Raw genomic sequence first — 20,654 nt, 5'->3', positions numbered from 1 at the left:
TTTATTTTGCACAAAAAAGGCTAAAAATACATCTGTATATGCCTTGATTTTCCAAAATAAATATAGTTTATTGGCTATAAGTTTATAGGCACAAATTTTAAAATTCTAAACATTTTATGAAAACAAGAATACTTCTCGTCTTGTCTTTACTTATATTATGCTCCCTGCATAGTAAAGTCTTTTCTCAGTGGTCAACCGACCCACTTGTAAACAATCCTGTTTGTACCAATTCCGGACATCAGACTCACATTAAATCATGCAGCAATCAGGACGATGGCGGTATTATTTGCTGGGAAGATGACAGAAATGGCAACAGTGATATCTACGCTCAATTAATAGATAAGCACGGTGTCAATCAATGGCAGGCAGGCGGTGTAAAAGTTTGCGGCGCCAGCGGTGACCAGGGACATCCGGTTGTTTGTACTGACGGTAACGGCGGTGCATTCATAGCTTGGGCAGATAACAGAACAGGTTCAGGTCAGGTTTATTGTCAGAGAGTAAGAAGAGACGGGGTAATAATGTGGGCTGATAACGGAGTAAACGCATCTCCTGAAGCTCTCGGAATTTCATACAGTTTACTTTACCCTGAAATTCAACATTCAGGTTCAGGTTGCATTGTTGCAATGAATTTCTCTACAGGAATTTGCGCATTAAAATTTAATGCATTCGGTGATTACGAATGGGGATTATCAAGCGGACAATATTTAAGAGTTGTTGCTTCAGGTTTCAATGCTAATACATGTACAGGTGTTCAAATGTGTCCCGATGGCGGCAACGGCGCTCATGTTTGCTGGAGCGGCTGGGACGGAGTTTCACACGGTCATAAAGTTTATGCTCAGCACTTAAATTCTGACGGTTCAAATCACTGGTCAACACCATCACACGGAAAAAGAGTTTGTAACCAATCTGAAGGACATCAAAAGAAACCAAGACTCTGTTCAGATGAAGCAGCAGGATGCGAAATTGTATGGGAAGACGGAAGAAGAGATACTAACGTTGTAACAGGCAGACCAAATCACGATATATATTGCGAAAGATTAGACTGGTACGGAAACCATATGTGGAACTCAGACGGTAATCCGGTTTGTACAGATACTGCAGACCAGACAAACCCAAATTGTATCGCTGATACATGGGAAGGTATACACATGGTATGGCAGGATTACAGAAATTATGATGCAGGTCCTGATTCAGGATTAGGCGTAAACCTTTACTGCCAAAACGTAGATTTTAACGGAAACAAAAGATGGACTCATAACGGTGTTCAGGCAGCTATATTATGCGATGTAGTGAAAGCTCAGGACCCAAGATACAACCCACAGATTTGCGCTAACGACGATATAGGCGGATTTATGCTGTCATGGTTAGGTTATTCAGATACAACAGGCCACACTTTAAATAACTTTGGTGTATATTGCCAGAGAATGAACTACGGCGGCTCACATCAATGGCATCCGACTACTCCCGGAGTATCAGGACATCCGAACGGTGCGCGCGTTTGTACTTCTTCAGGTGATAAACACTCAGTTACAATGTGCAACAACAGAACAGTAACTATGGGCGGCGATGATAACAGCGGCGCAGTAATAGCATGGGTTGATGATAGAAATTTTGGTTCAAGCGGTGAAGACGTATTTGCACAGCACATTAAATCAACATCAGACTTAGGCGACTTACAAGTCGGCGGCGGACAAACACAAAGCGATAAGCTGGTTCTTAAACAGAATACACCTAATCCTTTTAATCCGTCAACAATTATATCTTTCAATCTGCCTAAAGCAGATTTTGTAACAGTAAAGATTTTTGATATGCTTGGAAGAGAAGTTGCTACGCTTATCAATAATCAACTAACAGCAGGCGCTCACAATGTAACATGGAATGCAAACGGTTATACATCGGGTGCATACTTCTACAAAATTACATCAAGCGATTACTCTGAAATAAGAAAAATGCTTCTTGTAAAATAAGTTCAAATTAATTCATTACCCCTAAAACAAAGGCGGAGAGAATCGTAAGATTCCCCCGCCTTTTTTGTTTAGTTTAAGAAGTATAGATTAATCGCGAATGTCTTCCCCCTCCTTTACAAGGAGGGGGACTGAGGGGGTGGTCTATAATGTAAACGACCTGACAGGTTTTCAATCCTGTCAGGTCAATTACGTTCTCGTTCCAATGCTCCAGCGTTGGAACGTAAAATATGTCTTCCCCCTCCTTTACAAGGAGGGGGACTGAGGGGGTGGTTTAAGTCAGAGTTAAATGTAAAAGACCTGACAGGATTAATTCGCCATGGCGAACTGTCAGGTCAATTTCGTTCTCGTTCCAATGCTCCGGCGTTGGAACGCAAAAGTATCTCCTTATACAAGGAGGAGGATTAAGAGGGCAGTAAAACTCTCCCCTTGAGGGGAGTCTCGACGCAGTCGGGGAGGGGTGTTTTGAACTAACACCCACCGTCTCGCTTCGCTCGCCACCTCCCTCAAGGGAGGAATTTTGTTTTACTGAATGAGTGACTTCCATAATTCATAACTCGTAATTCATAACTCATAACTGAAAGTTACGCCTTTATCACCACCAGCTTCTTATCTTCTACTCCGTACTCTTCCATTCCTTCATATAAAATAATCTTCGGCTTATCTCTCATTGCATTGACTTCTTCAGAGATATCACCGCCTTTTATTAAAATATATTTGCCGTTGGATTTTAAAAAATCCTCTCCGAAAATTTTAACTTCCTTTATTGGCGCTACTGCTTTTGCCGTAACGTAATCGAACTGATGTTTATAATCTTTATCTTTTCCGATTACTTCACCTCGTCCTACTATAGCATTGATTTTTCTCAGTCCCATTTTATCAATTACATCTTTAACAACTTTTATCTTTTTAGCGATTGAATCAACGCACAGAATTCTTGCGTCAGGGAATAATATTTTTAAGGGAATGGCCGGGAAGCCGCCGCCTGTTCCGATATCAACTAAAGAGAACTTATTCTCAAGTTTGTATTTAGTGAGAAAGAAAATAGAGTTTATTATATTGTTCTCTATGCTTTCGAGCTTGCGTGAGACAAGATTTATTTTTGAATTCCATTCCATTAATAATTCATTGTACTGCAAAAATTGCTGATAGATGCCCGAATCTTCAATTTTTAGTTCTTTTTCAAGAAATTTCTTTAATGTTTCCAATATTTTACCTTTTTCTGAGTTTCCTGAAATTAGCTATTATTTTACATTGATTAAATTCATAAAAACCCTTATTTTAAAGTTTATTCATTTTTTAACTCATCAACTATGTCAGAAATTAATATAACGGCTGTAAAAAGAGAAGACTTTAGAGGCTCAGCCACGGTAAATTTTAGAAAAAAAGGTATGGTTCCGGGAATATTCTACGGACATGCTTCAGGCAATATTCCTATTGCCGTTAATGAATTAGCATTAAGACCTTTGATTTACACATCGGAATCTCATGTTGTAAATCTTAATATTGAGGGCAGCAGCGAAAAGTTTAATGCCATTATAAAAGATGTTCAGTTTCATCCTTTATCGGATAAACCGATTCATTTTGACTTCCAGTCATTAAGCGAAGATAAAGAAATCCACATTGAAGTTCCTGTGCATTTAACAGGTAACCCTATCGGTGTAAGAAACGGCGGATTATTACAGCACGTATATCATAAGCTTGAAGTGATTTGTCTTCCTAAAAATATTCCGGGTTCTATAGATATAGATATCGCCGGTCTTGAAATAGGAAACTCAATTAAGATTTCTGATTTGAAATATGAAGGCGTAAAGTTCATTAATGATTCACATGCTACTATAGTCGGTGTTGTTGCTCCTAAGGGTGTAACAGATGCAGCAACAGCTGAAGGCGCAGATGCTACTAAAGAACCTGAAGTAGTTGCAAAGGGTAAGAAAGAAGAAGCAAAATAATTTAGTACTACAGTAATATTCACATCTAAAATTTCATTTAAAATATTTATATTATAATTCTCTTCTTCCTCACAAAGGGAGAAGAGAAAATTTTCTAAGGCACTCTGGCACAAGTATTAAGATAGTTCCCCGCTGTTATTGATATAAGTTTTAGAAAATAATTATTTCCTTGTAAAAAGGGATAAACTAAATTGAACAATGAAATTAATCGCTGGTCTTGGCAACCCAGGTTCTAAATACGAATTAAACCGTCACAACATAGGCTTCATAGTTCTCGATTTACTTTCCGATAATCTCGGTCTCACCTTTAAAGCGGGCAAAGGTGACTGGTTCTACGCTGAGGGAAAAATCGATAATGAAGACTTTATCCTGTTAAAGCCCACTACCTTTATGAATAACAGCGGACCTGCTGTTAAAGAATTCGCAGACACACACAATATAAAATATTCCGATATACTTCTTATCTATGATGACTTCCAGCTTCCGCTTGGAACAATCCGTGTGAGAAGAATGGGCTCTGACGGCGGCCACAACGGAATCAAAAATGTTATCTATCATCTTAATACAATTGAATTCCCGAGAATGAGAATTGGTATCGGTCCTGAAGAAATCATCAAAGGGGAAGATTACGTAGACTATGTTCTCTCGAATTTTACAGATGAAGAAATTGAAGTAATCAAGCAGCTTCTCCCGCATTATTTTAACTGTATCATTAGTTTTCTGACAAAAGATATTGTTCAAGTAATGAATGAATACAACAGAAGCTTTATAACAAAAGAATAAAGCAGCATTACTTGCAGGCTTTAATTTATTCAACCAAAAATATACATGAAAAAAAACTTATTACTCTCTATTTTAATGGTGCTGGTGTTACCTGTGTTTGCGTTTGCAAGCGAAGCCGACCTTAAAATTCCCGAGTTCTCAGCGGCACAAAACCAATATCTTTATATGGGTTTCGCTGTGTGTGTTCTGGGCTTGCTTTTCGCTTTAATGCAGTTCATTAAAGTTAAAAAACTTCCTGCCCATAAATCCATGCTGGATGTTTCACAGATCATTTTTGAAACCTGTAAAACATATCTTATTCAGCAGGGAAAATTTCTGTTTATTCTTTTTGTTATTATCGGCGCCATCATCGGATTTTATTTCGGATTCCTGCAGCATCAGTCAGCAGGCGGAGTTGTACTGATTCTTATGTGGACGGTAATTGGTATTCTTGGTTCTTATGGTGTAGCTTGGTTCGGTATAAGAATGAACACGCTCGCTAACTCACGTATGGCTTTCGCTTCTTTAAAAAGAAGACCGTTAAACCTTTTGAACATCCCGCTTGATGCCGGTATGTCAATCGGTGTTATGCTCATTTGTATTGAATTATTCTTAATGCTTATCATTCTCTTGTTCGTTCCGCGTGAACTTGCAGGAGCTTCATTTATAGGTTTTGCAATCGGTGAATCTCTTGGAGCATCTGCTCTCAGAATCGCCGGCGGTATCTTCACAAAAATTGCTGATATCGGTTCTGACTTAATGAAAGTTGTTTTCAAAATCAAAGAAGATGATCCCCGTAACCCGGGTGTTATTGCCGACTGTACCGGTGATAACGCAGGTGACTCTGTAGGACCGACAGCTGACGGTTTTGAAACATACGGTGTAACAGGTGTTGCGCTTATTTCATTTATCGTTCTTGCAGTAACAGGCGCTGGATTTCAGGCAGAGCTTCTCGTCTGGATTTTCGTTATGCGCGTGCTTATGATTCTTACATCTATTGCAGCATTCTATATTAATAAAGTTTACTCCAGCGCAAAATATTCAAAAGCTGAAGATTTAGATTTCGAAAAACCGTTAACATCTTTAGTCTGGATTACATCTATCCTTTCTATTCTTGTTACGTTCGCAGTATCATATGTTTTAATCGGTCATCTTGCAAATAATTTATGGATGACGCTTTCCATTATTATATCCTGCGGTACACTCGGCGCAGCGCTTATCCCCGAGTTCACAAAAATTTTTACATCGCCGAAATCAGCTCACGTTCAGGAAGTTGTTGAATCATCAAAAGAAGGCGGCGCATCACTTACAATTCTTTCCGGTCTTGTTGCAGGTAACTTCTCTGCATTCTGGAAAGGTATGGTATTCTTCGGACTTATGTTTGCAGCTTACTACGCATCGCACAATATAAATCCTGCAGGCTCACCTGAAATTATGATTTACCCTGCTATCTTTGCATTCGGTCTTGTTGCATTCGGATTCCTTGGTATGGGTCCTGTAACAATCGCCGTTGACTCATATGGTCCTGTTACAGATAACGCTCAGTCAGTTTACGAACTTTCACTTATCGAAGAAAACAAAGAAAAAAATTCAGCAGATATCGAAAGAGATTTCGGTTTCAAACCTGACTGGGAGAAAGCTAAGCTTTACCTTGAAGAAAACGACGGCGCAGGAAATACATTCAAAGCTACTGCAAAGCCGGTGCTTATCGGAACAGCAGTTGTGGGTGCTACAACAATGATTTTCTCTCTAATCCTTGTATTAAAAAGCACTTTAGGATTTGAGCCTGAGCTTGTTCTTAACTTATTAAATCCTTGGTCGCTTCTCGGCTTTATCTGCGGAGGCGCAGTAATATACTGGTTTACAGGCGCATCTACACAGGCAGTTACAGTTGGCGCTTACAGAGCGGTTGAATATATTAAGAGAAATATTAACCTTGATGAAAATGCAGATATGTCTGCATCAACGGAAAAATCAAAAGAAGTTGTGAAGATCTGTACTGAATATGCTCAGAAGGGTATGTTCAATATCTTCATCGCAATTTTCTGTTTCGCTCTTGCTTTTGCAATGTTCTCAGCCCCTTCCGATTTAGTTCCCGGAATGGATATTAAATCTGCTCTTGCAGCATCAGCACCGACATGTTTCTTTATTGCTTACCTTATTGCTATTGCAGTTATAGGTTTATTCCAGGCTCTCTTCATGGCTAATGCCGGCGGCGCATGGGATAATGCAAAGAAAGTTGTTGAAACTGACTTAAGACAAAAAGGAACTCCGTTACATGATGCAACAGTTATCGGTGATACAGTTGGTGATCCTTTCAAAGATACATCTTCAGTAGCATTGAACCCTATAATTAAGTTCACAACATTGTTCGGACTTCTTGCTATGGAAATTGCAATCTCTGAAGGCTTCAGAAAAATTGCTCCGAAAATCGGATTAATTTTCTTCGCAATCGCTCTTATTTTCGTATGGCGTTCATTCTACAAAATGAGAATTAAATCGAATTAAGAATTCAGAGTGCAGAATTCAGAATTAATATCTGAAGTCTGATATCAGAACTCTGAAATTTAAAGAGTCACTATTAGTAAAACCAAAGCCCTCTCATGAGATAATCGTGTGAGGGTTTTTGGGTTATCCTTGTAAGTTCTCCGAAAATTTTCCGTCTAATATATTAATAAACCATTAAACCATTTAATAAATAGATTGTCGTACTTCAAACAATATAAGTAAGCTATAATTCACCAAATTCAAGGTTTAATTCACCATTATTCCTGAATAATTCACCGTTATTCACCAAAAAACTAAAATCAAAAGAGATGAAAGCAGTCCCTCTTGTCTTTTTTTTATTTCTCTTTGTACAATCGGCATTACCGAATTCCAATCCTGTTTTACTCATTCCCAAACCTGATTCAAAGTATAATAAAACATCTACATCTGTTTCCATCAGGTTCAGCCAAAAAATTGCTTCCGGTTATTTAAATGAAAAATCGGTTTCTATTATTGGAAGCAAATCAGGCGAGCATACATTTTCATCCCGAATAAGCGATGACGGATATACAGCAATTTTTTATCCTGACAGTAAATTCTTTAATGATGAAACGGTATTTGTTAAGGTTTCATCCGGAACAAAAAACAAATTCACGGAAGAGCTAAGCTTTAAATTTCAAACTGAAAAACAGACATTACCCTCTGAACCATTAGATGTGCTTAATAAAGAAATGGGAATACAGTCGATAATGTATAGTATCAGTAATAATACTGTCAATAATTCTTCAAGGCGAACGGCATCATTGCCGCTTGATTTTCCACAGATAACAGTTTCTAATTCGGATGCGCCAAGTCCGGGATATATTTACCTTAGTAATTTTTCCATATTCGGAACTGCTAACACACCTTATTTAATGATTTTAGAAAATTCAGGGAAACCGGTATTTTACAGGGAGATGCCTTCTAACTGCTTAGATTTTAAAAAACAGCCGGACGGAAACATGACGTATTATGATAGCCGGGCAGCAAAATTTATTGAAATGAATTCGAACTATGAAATTATAGATAGCTTCTACTGCGGTAACGGGTACAGTACGGACCTGCATGAGCTCCGTTTGGTTGATAACAGCAATCACATATTATTAATGAGCTATGATCCTCAGTTAGTAGATATGAGAAATTTTATTGCGGGCGGAGACTCCGCTGCAATAGTTACAGGTCTGGTAATACAGGAACTGGATAGAGCAAGAAATGTTATTTTTCAATGGAGAAGCTGGGATAACTTTGAGATAACCGATGCTGTATATGAAAATCTTTATGCGCATCAGATTGACTATGTGCACGGGAATGCTATCGAGCTTGATAACGACGGAAATATAATAATATCCAGCAGGCATCAGGAAGAACTGACAAAAATAAACAGAAGCAACGGGGAAATAATGTGGAGATTCGGCGGGAGGCATAATCAGTTTACTTTTTTAAATGATTCAATAAAATTTTCTTATCAGCATGCAGTAAGAAGACTTGCAAACGGAAATATTTCGATTTTTGATAATGGAAACTACCGGTTTACCAGAGACCCCACAGGAGAACCCAATGCTGATAGTGACCCTACTTTTTTTTCCAGAGCTGCTGAATATCAGCTTGATGAAACACGCCATACTGCTAAATTAGTCTGGCAGTACATTAATAACAGGTCCACATACGGTTATGCTATGGGATATACGCAAAGGCTTGCAAACGGTAATACAATAATCGGATGGGGAGCGGCGAATCCTACTGTCACTGAGGTGAATGCTAACAGGGAAAAAGTTTTTGAGCTTACATTGCCAGATGGAATATGCAGTTACCGCGCTTACAGATTTGGCGATGCATCTGTGAGTGTGCAGGAACCGCTTCAAAGCGTAACGCCGTCTAAGTTCAGTCTTTATCAGAATTATCCGAATCCGTTCAATCCTTCGACTACAATTAAATTTGATATACCTGCACTAACCGATGTAAAGCTTAGCATTTATAATTTAATAGGGCAGAAAGTAAAAGAGGTTGATTACGAAGTAAAATCTCCCGGCAGCTATGAATATAAATGGAATGCCTCTGAATTTTCATCAGGTATATATTTTTATGAACTGAAAACAAATACATTTACGCAAACAAAACAAATGATGCTTATTAAATAATTTAAAAGAACATTTTTTATAAAGTAATTTCTACCTTCCGTTTAATAATTTAATAAAACCCTTGCATCAGAGAGAGTAGTGCAAGGGTTTTTTTGTTGGGTATAAATACTCTACCATTTATAAATTAAATAAAAATATGAATTCCTTTTCCGTACTAGAAGGTAGGGTGGTTTTAATTAGTATCTTTTGTTTATAAAAAATAGTGTCCCCCCTCCTTACTAAGGAGGGGGTAGGGGGTGGTTTAACGAGTAATTATGTTTGTAAAAAGAATATATCGTATTTCCCCTCCGTATTAAAAGATAGGATGGTTTATTTAGTAACCTTTGTTTGTAAAAAAAAATAGTATTCCCCCTCCTTAATAAGGAGGGGGCAGGGGGTGGTTTAAAGAATAATTATATATTTTTCTTTATCAACTCATATAATGGATAAAGCAATTGAAATTCTTTTAATATTGTTTGGCTGATATTTTTCGTAGAAATCAAAAAATTGTCAGGACTAAATTCTTTTCCAATTGAAAAGTAAGAGCCGTCATCATCTATCTGTAAAAATTTTATTATTTGTTCTTCAGTCGATTTGTGAATAAATAAGTATTTTTCTTCAGTATTTGGCCAATAATAATTTATCCAATAATCTCCGTTTAATTCTCTCAAAATATCTAATAGCTTTTTTCTATCTTCTGTATTTTTTAGAATTTTTCTTAAGTTATCTCTATCCCATAAACTTCCATTGGGTTTTCCTATAAATAATGAAATACCAAAACAGTTTTTCCTAAGATAGCATTGTATGCGAATATGATTGATAAATGAACCTTGGTCATCTTCATTATTGTCATTGTATCGCCTTAGCTCTCTTTTCTCATTTGGATCTTCAAACATATCTAGTTCTTTTTTGCTTTTCCCATAATGAAGCCAAATGCTTGTTAATGCTCTAGGATCTGTTTGAGCAAAATCGAATAAAGAGGTAATATATCTAGGTTTGTAATGTGCGTTTAAAGAATTCAAACTATACGATTTGAATTGGTTATAAATTGCTTCATGAAGTTCTAAAAACTTTTGAACTACTGCATGTCTTTCATCGTTAAACTTGACATTTTTAATTTTGTGGTCTTCAAATGCTAAATAATGTTCTAATTTAAAAAATTGGTCAGAATAATTAAACTTAGTTATATCTATTTCTTGTTCTCTTAAATATTCATCCATATCTTTATAATGACTTTTACCAAATTCATTTTTTAAACCATTTATAAAAAAAGTTCTTTTGTTTTCAGCATCTTCTATTTTTTTATCTTTGTTTCTTTCTTTGTATTTCTTTAAGAAATTTTCATCAATAATATTTGATTCATTATATAATTGGTTATACCACTCTATTAAATTTTTTATTTCCTCATCATTTTCTGTTTTATAGGTAACTTCTTCATTTCGAACAAATCCTGCATCAGTCAAATTTGCTGAAGATATATAGGCAGTTAGGGTCTTTCCAAGTTCTAATATATAAACTTTTGGGTGAAATACCTTATCTGTGTAAATATAAACTCTTGAATTTACTTTTTCCTTAAAAAGTGTTTCAAATACTTCATAATCTGTGGGTAAATCTATCCCCAAAATATAAGATTGAGGAATTGAAGGCTTAATAAGATTGCGAAGATTATTGAAAGCTGTATATTTAGCTAAAGCAACTGCAATCTTTACATCAGTTGCTTTCGGTAGAATTACATCTAACTCTTCTTTTAAATTATAAATTAATGGCATAGGGGTAATATTAAATTTGCAAAATATAATTATTTTTTAGAGATTTTAAAATAACCTATTAGTAAGAATAAAAAATTATTCCTTAAACCACCCCCTGCCCCCTCCTTAGTAAGGAGGGGGAGCACCAAACGTGTTTTTTACAAATAATATTTTATTTTAAACCCTGCCCCCTCCTTAGTAAGCTTTCAATTATCGAGTCCCGCTTTAGCGTGAGAGGGAGAGTCGATTACGTTTGCTTCAATTTCATAACTTTTGTTTCCAGTATTTGCAATACCTTTTCAACATTTTCTATAATCTCGTAATCCTTAAATCTAACAATATTAACTGCGTGAGCGTTTAAGTATCTTGTTCTCGCTTCATCATCTTCTTTTGAGGTTTCTCTGTTATGAGATGCACCGTCAACTTCAATTCCCAATTTAAGTTCAGGACAATAAAAATCTATAACATATTTTTCTACACTGTATTGTCGTCTGAATTTCAAATCTAAAAACTGGCTTCCCTTTAATTTTTGCCATAACACTTGTTCCCCAACTGTAGAATTATTTCTTAATTCTTTTCTGAATTCCTTATATTTTGTCTGATTGAATAATTTCATTCAGAAATTTAGTAATTTTTCTAAATTCATAGCACACATTAAACCACCCCCTGCCCCCTCCTTAGTAAGGAGGGGGACATACATCGTGTTTTGAAAGTTCTTGCTTTTACGCTATACCTAATATCCCTTCAAGCTTTCTTATGAAGTGCACTAGACTCGCTAAAGTCTATACTCTGTTTGCATTTGTAATTCATCATACAAATCGCAATATTACTATCGCATATCCCACATCCATTTAAAAAATCAAACCACAAACTCTCGTGAAAAAAATCTCACTATTTTTTGTAGTAGTGCTGTGCGCTATTGTATGCTTTTCAAATTCTTCAAATGCACAGACAATTAACAAACTTTATACAGGACTGAATTTAGGCATCTCATCATTTACTTCCGGAGGAGGCGATAGTCCTACCGATGTTCATCTTGGTTTAGAATCTTCATACCGGCTGAATTATAATTATGCTCTTGTAGCAACAGCCGCTGCTACGTGGGATGTTAACGCCACGTTCTGGGAAGTTACTGTTAACGGAAGATATTATTTTCAACCTGAGTCAGAATACAAATTTTTTGGCGAGGCAGGCTTGGGAGCTTACACTTTAAAAGCTGAAGTTTTCGGAATTGTTTTAGAAAGCAAGACTTACGCAGGAATTAATCTTGGCGGTGGAGTAAGCAAAGGTTTCTTCAGCGATAAGCTTATTGTTAATCTCAAAGTAAAATATCATAATCCATTCACTACAGGCGGCGTTAAGGCTAACTGGGTAAATACAACTATTGGATTATCTGTTCCTCTTTAAAAAAATAAATTCCTGTTTCCGAAATTCCCCCTTACATGGGGGAATTTCTTTAATCATGGATTATAATTTCTTTCCTCCCCGGCAGCTGCCTTGGGTTAATATCTTCTCTCGTCCTGTCAATAATCATAAGCCTGTTATAAAATCCCTGACGTAGTTTTTGAGCGCTGCGCTCAAAAGTAATCTGCGGCTGGTTCTTCCAGTCATCTTTTTTTGATTTGTATTTTCTTCGCGGATTTTTTAATCCTTTCGGAAAAGTTGAAAGAAACCATTTAGCAGCTTCGATATCACCGGTGATAAGATTTCTTGCAACATTCATTTTTGCGTAGTCGGAAATTCTTTCTCCCTCTTCTGTGATAAGTTCTTTCAGGTCACTGTTATCGGGGAGGTTTATAAAACGTGAAACTGCTGAACGGGTGACACGTAAATCGTCTGCAATGTTTTGTAAAATTCCAAAGCTGAAGGGAATAGCTTTAGTTATTTTTGCGCGTGTAACTTTTCCTGCCATAAAAATATTTTTAATTTTTTTTTACTGAGAATAAAATATTCAGACTTAATATAATTTTCAAAATACAAATCTCATTAGTAGTAATAGGTGATTTTTATAAAAAAATACTTGACAGGAAAAATTCAGAAAAAAGGAGCGGATTTCGTTCAAATATGTGGAAGAAAAAACAGGAAGATAAAATCAACTTTACATAATCCGGAAATAAAATTATGGATAAATATGTATTTATTTTTATGAAAAAAATTTTCGCGAAACTTTTGTGATTTTAGCTCAGAATTGGACAAAAAAAATGCCCGCCAACATAGCTGACGGGCATCCCTCTAAGAAAGGAATCGTAGTATCTCACCTCGATCCCAAACCAAAATTAAATTTTTTCTAATACAAATTCAACCCTAAAACCTAAAATATTTTTCATAGGTAAAAATAGAGTTTTTTTTATAAATTTTATTTCTCAAACTGTATAACTATCTTTCTCTTTATGGCAAAAACTTCAACTCAAAAAGTCTCCTCGAAAACAGAAACTAAGGCACCAGATTTAGATAAAATTTTCGAAAAGTATTTCTGGCTTATTATACCAATTTTAGCGGTAATTTATTTTATCGTCAGCAAATCATCTACAGGTTTTTATCAGGATGACGAGATGGGTCACTACCTCAATATGAGGGATTTCTGGACTCATCCCGGCGCAATTCTTGGCAATTGGCCAAAGACAGGCTACAAGCTGGTTATGGTAATACCCAGTTTAATGGGATATCAGGGCGTTTTATTTTTCAATTCTCTGATTGCTTCCGTAACTGTTTTCATGACTTATGTTCTGCTTAAGGAATACAAAATTAAGTATGCTTTTTTCGGAGCTTTACTCCTTGCACTGCAGCCGCTTTATTTTGATTTATCTTTCCGTTCTTATGCAGAAATTTTCTCAGGTTTACTTCTTATATTTGTCATCTATTTCTACAAAAAAGATAAACTTTTTTTAAGCGGATTAATACTTGGATATTTATTTACAGTCCGTCAGGAAGTTGCCTTACTCGGACTCATACTTGCAGTTATGTTTGTTATGAGAAAAAATTATCTTGCTATAATTTCTTTGGGTATTTTTCCTTTGCTGTATATGTTTGCAGGATATCTGCAATCCGGTGATATTATGTTTATAATTAATGAAATGAAGAATGTCGGAGAAATGGATTTCGGCGGAGCAAACCGCGGAGCATTACACTATTTCAAAGTTTATATTTTTATTATTGGACCTATATGCCTTGCATTATTTTTATCCGGTTACCTTGGCTTTATAGGTAAAAATACAAAAGAATATTTTAAACGTTTCGATTTAATTTATATAGTTTTTACTCTGATGTTTCTTGTTCCCGTTGCATTAATGCTGAAGGGTGTTAATCCGGGTACGTGGCGATATTTAATTCCCGTTTCACCATTAGCAGCTTTTTTTGCAACAGTAGGTTTGAACAATCTTGCAGATGCAAAATTTAAAAGTGTTTTCATGGGGATAATAGGTGTATTGGCATTACTTACGCTTGGATTTCTTTCTCACACTTCAAACGGTTTAGATGTTCAGGACCCTTCTGAATTTACAAAAATTTTGTGTATAACTTTATTTTTTGTCGCGACTCTTGTAATCAGCCGTGGGAACATTCAGAAATATCTTAATACAATTGCGATTGTAAGTTTAATACTTGCTGCAGGATATTTATTTATGAATTATGAGCCGAGGAAATTAAATCCTGAAAATGAAGCAATAATAAAAATCGGTGAATACGTAAACACTCCGGAAATAAAAGATAAAAACGTTTATTATACTAACAGCAATATTTTATTCTTTGGTGATGTATTTGGCGAGAGAGGCAAGAAGTTTCAGACACTGAACATGGAGAACTTATCAAAGTCACCAAAAGGTTCAATCATAATCTGGGATACTCATTACGGATACAGACCTGAATACAAAAAAGATGTTAAGCTTGATGTGTTAAAAGATTCGACGAATTATAAGTTGTTAAATCAGTTCATGTCCACCGATAGAAAATTCGCTGCATACGCTTTTGAAAAATTGAATTAGTATTGATAATAGTTTGGTAAAAGACGAAAAGAAAATATTATTTTTAAGTTCAGCGTTAACTTTTGAAAATCCGTTTATCAGCACGGAAGATGCATTAGACTGGCTTAAGAAAGAGAATGATAGAATTCATGTAAAGATAGATGAAATAAAATTCAGTGAAATGCCTGACTGGTATTTTGATGAATCAACGGGAAATTTAAGGCATGTATCAGGCAAGTTCTTTTCAATAGAAGGTATTGATGTAAAAACAAACTGGGGTAAAGTTCCTGAATGGACTCAACCGATTATAAATCAGCCTGAAGTCGGATACCTTGGTATAATAACAAAAAAGTTTAACGGAGTGCTGTATTTTTTAATGCAGGCTAAGATTGAACCCGGCAATATTAATTATGTTCAGTTATCACCTACAATTCAGGCAACAAGAAGTAATTATTCACAGGTTCATAAAGGTAAAAAACCTTTGTATTTGGAATATTTTAATGGGGAAAAAAAATCAAGAGTATTACTTGATCAGCTCCAGTCTGAGCAGGGCGCACGATTTTTAAAGAAGAGAAACAGGAATATCATCATTGAAGTTGAAGATGATATCGAAATTCATGAAAATTTCAGATGGCTTACTTTAGGACAGATAAAAAAAATGATGATGAACGACAATGTCGTTAATATGGATACACGCACTGTTATCTCCTGTATTCCTTTTGATGTGGAAAATTTTGATATAAAAATTAATGACGGCTTTGGTAAAGACTTATTGAATTCTTTTATTAATACTGAAAATCATCTTAATGAAACAGATGAAATAATTTCGTGGATTACAAAAATAAAATCTAAATATGATTTAGATGTAAGGCAGATACCATTAAAGGATGTAAAAAACTGGTATAAAGATGATTATTCTATCTATCACGTGGATAAAAAGTACTTTTCAGTAATAGCAGTAAACGTTCAGATTGATAACCGGGAAGTTAAATCCTGGTCACAGCCGTTAATAAAATCTGCTCAGGAAGGTATCATTGCATTTCTGATTAAAAAAATAAACGGAGTCTATCATTTTCTTGTTCAGGCAAAACTTGAAGCGGGGAATTTTGATATAATAGAACTTGCTCCTACATTGCAATGTCTGACTGGTAATTACCGAAAAGGATTAAGTGAATACGAACCTGAATTTTTGAATTACGTTCTTAATGTAGATAAAAAACAAATACTGTATTCTGCTTATCAGTCAGAAGAGGGCGGCAGATTTTACAGAGAGCAGAATAAAAATTTAATAATTGAAGTAGATGAAAATTTTCCGATAGAAGTTCCGGAAAATTTTATTTGGATGACATTGAATCAGATACAGGTCTTTTTGAAATTTAACAATTATTTAAACATTGAAGCGCGGAGCTTAATTTCCTCTGCAAGGTTTATATAATATGAATATTGGCGTTCTTGGCTGTGCAAATATAGCAATGCGTTCTGTAATCCCTGCAATAAAATCAATTCCTGATTTTAATTTAGTTGCAGTTGCAAGCAGAACAATTGAAAAAGCAAATGAGTATGCTGAAAAATTTCAATGCGAAGCGGTTGTAGGATACGATGATTTAATTTCAAGAAAAGACATAGATGCACTATACGTTCCGCTTCCAACAGGAATGCATTTGGAGTATGTTGTAAAAGCATTAGAGAGCGGAAAACATATCATTGCTGAAAAATCACTTGGTATGAATTATACGGAAGTTGAAACTATGGTAAACTTAGCAAAGGAAAAAAATCTTTTGCTTTTGGAAAATTATATGTTCGAATATCACTCGCAGCATAAATTTGTTTTGGACTTAATTAAAAATAACGAGATTGGGGAGTTAAGATTATTCAGAAGTTCGTTCGGTTTTCCGCCGCTCCCTAAAGATAATTTCCGTTACAATAAAGCACTCGGCGGCGGTTCTTTACTTGATGCAGCAGGTTATCCAATAAAAGCTGCACAAATGTTTTTAGGCTACGATGTTATGGTAAAAGCTTCAAATCTTTTTATTGATAAATCTTTTGATGTTGATATTTTCGGCTCTGCATATATAGCAAGTAATACTTCTGTTGCAGCAGAAATTGCTTTTGGATTTGACAATTTTTACCAATGTAACTATGAGTTATGGGGCTCAAAAGGGAAAATAACTGCTCTGCGAGCTTTTACTCCACAGCCAAATTACTCACCGATGATTGTAATCGAAAAAGATAATCACAGACAGGAATTTCCTGTTCCAGCAGATAATCATTTTGTGAATATTCTAAATGAATTTATTCGCGCAATAAAAGAAAAAGATTTTGATACTCACTATAAAAAATTATTAAATCAGGCTAAGCTGCAGGAAGAAATCAGATTGCTAAGCACAAAAAACTTTATAAATTAAATTGAACTATGTCTTACCCTTGTCCTATTTGTTACAATAAAAATACGTATCTGAAAAATGCCAGAATGAGTTTGTATAAATGCGATGCATGCGACCACACATTTACTATCATTCCAAAAGAAGAAGAAGAGCCATACAATGAAAATTATTTTATAGAAACACATAAGAACTGGTTTGCAAATCCCGATACTCCTTTATTTGAATATTGTCTGAATGTCATTAAGGATTTTCTGAAAGGCAAAAAAATAAAAATGCTTGATGTAGGATGCGGAACAGGGAGCTTCCTGAAACACATTCATAAGATTGACCCTTCTATGGATTTAACCGGGATGGATTTTGTTACAAATGAATCACCCGGAATAAAATTTATAGCGGCAGATTTTCTTACATGGGATGTGCCGGAAAAATATAATGCTATAACGAATTTTATGGTGATAGAACACGTGCCTGATCCTCGTTTATTTGTTAAAAAAATGCATGACGCTTTGACGGATGACGGAATTCTTATAGTAAACACAATTCATAACAACAGTATAATATATAAACTCGCTAGAGCATTGAACGGAATTGGATTTTCCGTTGCTCATGACAGATTGTATGACCATCACCACTTGCAGCATTATTCCAATAAGTCACTGAAAAAAGTTATTGAAATGGAAGGTATGGAAGTTTTTAAAATCCGAAATCATAATTATAAACTGAAAGCGGTTGATGTTCCGTCAAATAATCCAATAGTGGCAGGAGTTTATAAATTTGCAACATTAGTATTGTTCGGACTTTCAAAACCATTCAATGCAGGACATCACCAGACCTTATTCTGTCGAAAGAAAAAATAATTGAAATTATCATTGAATAATGAAATTCAAATATCAGTTGTAAGCCCTGTATATAATGCGGAAAAATTAGTTGATGCATTAGTCGAAAGGGTAATTGCATCAGTTTCTAAAATAACATCTGATTTTGAAATTATACTTGTTGATGATTTCAGTCCCGATAGCTCATGGAAAAAAATAAAAGAGAATTGTTTAAAGCACTCTCTTGTAAAAGGAATTAAACTCAGCAAAAATTTCGGTCAACAGCATGCACTTGCTGCAGGTATGGAAAATGCAAAAGGTGACTGGATTGTTATAATGGACTGCGATTTACAGGACAGACCGGAGGAAATTCCAAACTTATATAATAAAGCTTTGGAAGGATACGATATAGTACTTGCAAGCCGAGTTCAGCGAAGAGATGACATAATAAAAAAAATGCTCTCAAAATATTTTTATGCTTTGCTTGGATATCTAACCGGAACAAAGCAGGATGATACCGTAGCTAACTTTGCAGTACTGAGCAGAAAAGTTGTTGATGCAATAAAATCCATGGGAGATTATCACAGATATTTTCCCACGATGGTCAAGTGGGTGGGATTTAAACTTACAACCTTAAAAATTGAACATGCCGATAGGGAAGACGGAAAGAAATCATCTTATTCTTACAAAAAACGACTCGACCTTGCAGTTAATACTATTCTATCTTTTTCTGATAAACCCTTGCGTCTCGCAGTAAAACTTGGTCTGATAATTTCGTTTATCTCGGCTTTGTATTCTATATACGCTGTGATTTTATTTTTTGAAGGAAAAGTAAATGTTACAGGCTGGACCAGTTTATTTATTTCCATCTGGTTTTTTTCAGGATTAATAATTTCCGTACTTGGAATGGTAGGCTTATATTTAGGAAAAACATTTGAAACAGTTAAACATCGTCCAATCTATATCATCGAAGAAAAACTAAACGATTGATACTCTCTTATGAAAGTTCAAATCCTCGGCTCCAATGGTTATATAGGTAAAAACTTCACTCATTTTTTAAACTCCCTTGGAAATATTGATTTAGAACTCTTTGATGTTCAAACAGATTCTATCCATTCTAATCTTCAATATTCTTTTTTAGATATTTCAGATAAATCACAAGTTTCTAAAATCAACTTCGATTCAGATTTTATTTTTATTTTTTCCGGATTAACAGGAACAGGGGCAGGATTCACAAAATATGAGGATTACATCAGAGTGAATGAGCTTGGTTTATTAAATATTATAGACACACTAAAAGAACAAAATTACAAGGGGCGGATTATTTTTCCCTCAACTCGATTAGTATATAAAGGAATAAAAGACACTCCATTAAAAGAAGATTCAGAAAAAGAATTCAAAACTCCCTATGCTATAAATAAATATTCATGTGAACAATTCTTGAAAATGTATAACAACATGTTTGGACTAAATTACACTATATTCAGAATCTGTGTACCATATGGAAATAATGTAGGCAATGAATATTCATTCGGTACGGTTGGTTTCTTTTTAAATAAAGCTTCAAAAGGTGAAAATATCAGCTTATATGGTGATGGCTCTCAGAAAAGAACATTTTCACATATTAAAGATATATGTACAACTATGTGGTCTGCCACTAATTCAATAAAGACTTTAAACGATGTTTACAACATTGGAGGAGAAACTTTTAACTTGAAAAATGCTGCTGAAATAATTGCTGATAAATTTGGTGTAGTTGTAGAGTTTACTGATTGGCCTGAAGTTGATTTAAAACTGGAATCAGGTGATACAATTTTTGATTCGACAAAACTTGATTCGATTATAGAAAAGAAGTATGATTATAAATATGATGAGTGGGTGAAGAAATTAAAAAGCTGACGAAGTTACCTCCGCCAGCTATAAAATTATTTACAGATTAGATTTCTTCTTTGTTTTCTTGTCTTTGCAGCAATCGCTGTTTCCGTCTTTTTTATCTTTACACTCTTCAGAATTCTCCTTTGAACAATCATGAGGATTATCTGACTTTGATGTTTCCGTATCGTAACCTGCCTTATTAATTACATTCTCAATATCTTTTGCTGAAACTTCGCCTGCAGCATAAACTATCTTTGCTGTTTTTGTTTTTGAATCAGCTATGACTTCTTTTATTCCTTTTAATTTTTTTACTTCGCTGGAAATTTTATTCTCGCAGCTGCTGCAAGTCATTCCTTTGCATTTGAATTCTACTGTCTGAACATTTTTATCAGAAGTTTGAGCGTTGCTCGTGCTTTCGGTTTTTACTTGTTCAGTTTTTGTTTCAACAGGTTTATTCTCAGCTGTTTTTGTCTCGTTTTTTCCGCAGCCTGCAAAAAGAAACACAACTGCAATTGAGAAGGCAATTAAATTTAATTTGATCATTTTATATAG

17 protein-coding genes are annotated in these 20,654 nt (G+C 35.1%); 12 read left to right on the top strand and 5 right to left on the bottom strand.

Annotated elements, in window-relative coordinates; all coding sequences use genetic code 11:
* The first annotated feature begins 116 nt into the window (after positions 1–116).
* Positions 117–1,967: a T9SS type A sorting domain-containing protein gene (locus tag JST55_02995; GenBank protein MBS1492448.1), complete on the top strand. Its 1,851-nt coding sequence runs from the start codon at positions 117–119 to the stop codon at positions 1,965–1,967.
* A 581-nt stretch (positions 1,968–2,548) separates the two neighbouring features.
* Here the strand turns inward: JST55_02995 and rsmG are convergent.
* The gene (gene rsmG / locus JST55_02990) at positions 2,549–3,172 is read right to left on the bottom strand and encodes a 16S rRNA (guanine(527)-N(7))-methyltransferase RsmG (protein MBS1492447.1); all 624 of its coding nucleotides are present in this window, start codon (positions 3,170–3,172) and stop codon (positions 2,549–2,551) included.
* A gap of 105 nt (positions 3,173–3,277) precedes the next feature.
* Here rsmG and JST55_02985 point away from each other — a divergent pair, with 105 nt between their 5' ends.
* From JST55_02985 to JST55_02970, 4 genes are all read left to right on the top strand, one after another.
* A complete protein-coding gene (locus JST55_02985) occupies positions 3,278–3,916 on the top strand; it encodes a 50S ribosomal protein L25 (protein MBS1492446.1) in 639 nt (212 codons plus the stop codon).
* A gap of 198 nt (positions 3,917–4,114) precedes the next feature.
* A complete protein-coding gene (locus tag JST55_02980; protein ID MBS1492445.1) occupies positions 4,115–4,699 on the top strand; it encodes an aminoacyl-tRNA hydrolase in 585 nt (194 codons plus the stop codon).
* 45 nt (positions 4,700–4,744) lie between these two features.
* The gene (locus tag JST55_02975; GenBank protein ID MBS1492444.1) at positions 4,745–7,186 is read left to right on the top strand and encodes a sodium-translocating pyrophosphatase; all 2,442 of its coding nucleotides are present in this window, start codon (positions 4,745–4,747) and stop codon (positions 7,184–7,186) included.
* 308 nt (positions 7,187–7,494) lie between these two features.
* Positions 7,495–9,342 carry an aryl-sulfate sulfotransferase gene (locus JST55_02970; GenBank protein MBS1492443.1) on the top strand — a complete coding sequence of 616 codons (1,848 nt, stop codon included), beginning with the start codon at positions 7,495–7,497 and terminating at the stop codon, positions 9,340–9,342.
* 392 nt (positions 9,343–9,734) lie between these two features.
* Here the strand turns inward: JST55_02970 and JST55_02965 are convergent, their stop codons facing one another.
* Together JST55_02965 and JST55_02960 are read right to left on the bottom strand one after the other, a co-directional pair.
* On the bottom strand, positions 9,735–11,090 hold the full coding sequence (locus JST55_02965) for an NgoFVII family restriction endonuclease (protein MBS1492442.1): 1,356 nt from the start codon (positions 11,088–11,090) through the stop codon (positions 9,735–9,737).
* A 226-nt stretch (positions 11,091–11,316) separates the two neighbouring features.
* Positions 11,317–11,685 carry a DUF559 domain-containing protein gene (locus tag JST55_02960; protein MBS1492441.1) on the bottom strand — a complete coding sequence of 123 codons (369 nt, stop codon included), beginning with the start codon at positions 11,683–11,685 and terminating at the stop codon, positions 11,317–11,319.
* A 260-nt stretch (positions 11,686–11,945) separates the two neighbouring features.
* Between JST55_02960 and JST55_02955 the strand changes: the two genes are divergently transcribed.
* The gene (locus JST55_02955) at positions 11,946–12,476 is read left to right on the top strand and encodes a porin family protein (GenBank protein ID MBS1492440.1); all 531 of its coding nucleotides are present in this window, start codon (positions 11,946–11,948) and stop codon (positions 12,474–12,476) included.
* A 49-nt stretch (positions 12,477–12,525) separates the two neighbouring features.
* On the opposite strand, the gene JST55_02950 is transcribed toward JST55_02955, so the two are convergent.
* Positions 12,526–12,981, bottom strand: a complete 456-nt coding sequence (locus tag JST55_02950) for a hypothetical protein (GenBank protein ID MBS1492439.1) — start codon at positions 12,979–12,981, stop codon at positions 12,526–12,528.
* Between the two features lie 478 nt (positions 12,982–13,459).
* Between JST55_02950 and JST55_02945 the strand changes: the two genes are divergently transcribed.
* The 6 genes from JST55_02945 (at position 13,460) to JST55_02920 (ending at position 20,126) form a co-directional block, all read left to right on the top strand.
* A complete protein-coding gene (locus JST55_02945; protein ID MBS1492438.1) occupies positions 13,460–15,049 on the top strand; it encodes a hypothetical protein in 1,590 nt (529 codons plus the stop codon).
* Between the two features lie 13 nt (positions 15,050–15,062).
* The gene (locus tag JST55_02940; protein MBS1492437.1) at positions 15,063–16,463 is read left to right on the top strand and encodes an NDP-hexose 2,3-dehydratase family protein; all 1,401 of its coding nucleotides are present in this window, start codon (positions 15,063–15,065) and stop codon (positions 16,461–16,463) included.
* Between the two features lies 1 nt (position 16,464).
* Positions 16,465–17,433 carry a Gfo/Idh/MocA family oxidoreductase gene (locus JST55_02935; protein ID MBS1492436.1) on the top strand — a complete coding sequence of 323 codons (969 nt, stop codon included), beginning with the start codon at positions 16,465–16,467 and terminating at the stop codon, positions 17,431–17,433.
* 65 nt (positions 17,434–17,498) lie between these two features.
* The gene (locus tag JST55_02930) at positions 17,499–18,269 is read left to right on the top strand and encodes a class I SAM-dependent methyltransferase (GenBank protein MBS1492435.1); all 771 of its coding nucleotides are present in this window, start codon (positions 17,499–17,501) and stop codon (positions 18,267–18,269) included.
* A gap of 24 nt (positions 18,270–18,293) precedes the next feature.
* Positions 18,294–19,217, top strand: a complete 924-nt coding sequence (locus JST55_02925; GenBank protein ID MBS1492434.1) for a glycosyltransferase family 2 protein — start codon at positions 18,294–18,296, stop codon at positions 19,215–19,217.
* 9 nt (positions 19,218–19,226) lie between these two features.
* Positions 19,227–20,126, top strand: a complete 900-nt coding sequence (locus JST55_02920; GenBank protein MBS1492433.1) for an NAD-dependent epimerase/dehydratase family protein — start codon at positions 19,227–19,229, stop codon at positions 20,124–20,126.
* Between the two features lie 30 nt (positions 20,127–20,156).
* Here the strand turns inward: JST55_02920 and JST55_02915 are convergent, their stop codons facing one another.
* The gene (locus JST55_02915; GenBank protein MBS1492432.1) at positions 20,157–20,645 is read right to left on the bottom strand and encodes a heavy-metal-associated domain-containing protein; all 489 of its coding nucleotides are present in this window, start codon (positions 20,643–20,645) and stop codon (positions 20,157–20,159) included.
* Positions 20,646–20,654: the final 9 nt, after the last annotated feature.

Source organism: Bacteroidota bacterium (genome assembly GCA_018266835.1).
In the GTDB taxonomy this organism is placed as follows: domain Bacteria; phylum Bacteroidota; class Ignavibacteria; order Tepidaquicellales; family Tepidaquicellaceae; genus JAFDZO01.
This window is presented reverse-complemented; position numbering and strand designations above follow the sequence as displayed.

What these genes read in the sequence shown, in the direction of transcription:
- JST55_02935 (MBS1492436.1), top strand. Translation starts at nt 16,465, where the DNA reads ATGAATATTGGCGTTCTTGGCTGTGCAAATATAGCAATGCGTTCTGTA.
- JST55_02950 (MBS1492439.1), bottom strand. Translation starts at nt 12,981, where the DNA reads ATGGCAGGAAAAGTTACACGCGCAAAAATAACTAAAGCTATTCCCTTC.
- JST55_02975 (MBS1492444.1), top strand. Translation starts at nt 4,745, where the DNA reads ATGAAAAAAAACTTATTACTCTCTATTTTAATGGTGCTGGTGTTACCT.
- JST55_02995 (MBS1492448.1), top strand. Translation starts at nt 117, where the DNA reads ATGAAAACAAGAATACTTCTCGTCTTGTCTTTACTTATATTATGCTCC.
- JST55_02965 (MBS1492442.1), bottom strand. Translation starts at nt 11,090, where the DNA reads ATGCCATTAATTTATAATTTAAAAGAAGAGTTAGATGTAATTCTACCG.
- JST55_02945 (MBS1492438.1), top strand. Translation starts at nt 13,460, where the DNA reads ATGGCAAAAACTTCAACTCAAAAAGTCTCCTCGAAAACAGAAACTAAG.
- JST55_02915 (MBS1492432.1), bottom strand. Translation starts at nt 20,645, where the DNA reads ATGATCAAATTAAATTTAATTGCCTTCTCAATTGCAGTTGTGTTTCTT.
- JST55_02920 (MBS1492433.1), top strand. Translation starts at nt 19,227, where the DNA reads ATGAAAGTTCAAATCCTCGGCTCCAATGGTTATATAGGTAAAAACTTC.
- JST55_02930 (MBS1492435.1), top strand. Translation starts at nt 17,499, where the DNA reads ATGAGTTTGTATAAATGCGATGCATGCGACCACACATTTACTATCATT.
- JST55_02970 (MBS1492443.1), top strand. Translation starts at nt 7,495, where the DNA reads ATGAAAGCAGTCCCTCTTGTCTTTTTTTTATTTCTCTTTGTACAATCG.
- JST55_02960 (MBS1492441.1), bottom strand. Translation starts at nt 11,685, where the DNA reads ATGAAATTATTCAATCAGACAAAATATAAGGAATTCAGAAAAGAATTA.
- JST55_02985 (MBS1492446.1), top strand. Translation starts at nt 3,278, where the DNA reads ATGTCAGAAATTAATATAACGGCTGTAAAAAGAGAAGACTTTAGAGGC.
- JST55_02980 (MBS1492445.1), top strand. Translation starts at nt 4,115, where the DNA reads ATGAAATTAATCGCTGGTCTTGGCAACCCAGGTTCTAAATACGAATTA.